The sequence below is a fragment of the Acinetobacter sp. 228 genome (assembly GCF_048147885.1).
The window spans coordinates 1-1258 of the sequence record NZ_JAYWYV010000346.1 but is presented as its reverse complement, the minus strand read 5'-3'; the positions used below and the strand labels follow the sequence as shown (position 1 = coordinate 1258).

The following is a 1258-nucleotide window of genomic DNA, read 5'->3' as shown; positions in this document are numbered from 1 at the left end:
CGCTCGAAAACGTGATTTTTGTCGGGTATCAAACGTTAGCTCAACCGTTTCAAATGCCTGATCAGGAGAAATATCTTCAAGACGTTGGTTGTAAATTTTCATTTAGCTTTTCTCTCCTTACTTATTTCTTTCATATATAAGGTAATGAGGCAAATCACCTCTATAAATTCATTAAAACAAGAAATAACGTTGTGCCATCGGTAATACGTCAGCAGGTTCACACATTAATAATTCACCATCGGCCCGCACCTCGTAAGTCTCAGGATGAACCTGCATAACAGGACAATATGTATTGTGTTTCATATCGGCTTTGGTAATTGAACGCGTGTTTTTACAGGGACTGATTAACTTTTTAAGGTTTAGCTTCTCAGCAACTTTTTCATCAATTGCGACTTGAGATAAAAAGGTAATACAGGTGTTATGCACACCACGTGGATAAGCACCAAACATTGGACGATAATGCACTGGTTGAGGTGTAGGAATTGAAGCATTAATATCACCCATTGGCGCTGCTGCAATCATGCCACCTTTAATGATCATGGAAGGTTTCACTCCAAAAAATGCAGGCTTCCATAACACTAAATCAGCAAGTTTTCCGACTTCAACCGAACCAATTTCATGACTTAAACCATGGGTAATTGCCGGGTTAATTGTATATTTGGCAATGTAGCGTTTAACGCGATTGTTATCATGAAACTCATTGTCACCCTCTAATGGGCCACGTTGTACTTTCATTTTGTGGGCAGTTTGCCAAGTTCGTAAAATCACTTCACCCACACGTCCCATTGCCTGAGAGTCAGATGACATCATGGCAATTGCGCCTAAGTCTTGTAAAATATCTTCAGCAGCAATAGTTTCACGGCGAATACGACTTTCTGCAAAAGCAATATCTTCAGCAATTGCAGGGTCTAAATGATGGCAAACCATGAGCATATCTAAATGCTCATCAATGGTATTGATCGTATAAGGTCGTGTTGGGTTGGTCGAAGATGGCAACACATTACTTTGCCCAATTGCTTTTAAAATGTCGGGAGCATGCCCGCCGCCCGCACCTTCGGTATGGTAAGTATGAATCGTACGGTCTTTAAATGCCGCTAGCGTTTCTTCTAAAAAACCACCTTCATTTAAAGTATCCGTATGAATTGCGACCTGTACATCATACTCATCTGCAACGCGCAAACAGTTATCAATAGCCGCAGGTGTTGAACCCCAATCTTCGTGTAGTTTTAACCCAATTACTCCTGCTTTAATTTGCTCG

1 protein-coding gene and 1 pseudogene are annotated in these 1258 nt (G+C 40.9%); both read right to left on the bottom strand.

Going from position 1 to position 1258, the window contains the following annotated elements:
* Positions 1-102 (bottom strand): annotated as a pseudogene (locus tag VXQ92_RS18850) (urease accessory protein UreE); the annotation flags it as partial.
* 69 nt (positions 103-171) lie between these two features.
* On the bottom strand, positions 172-1258 hold a 1087-nt coding region (locus VXQ92_RS18845), incomplete at its 5' end, for an urease subunit alpha (RefSeq protein ID WP_416682828.1).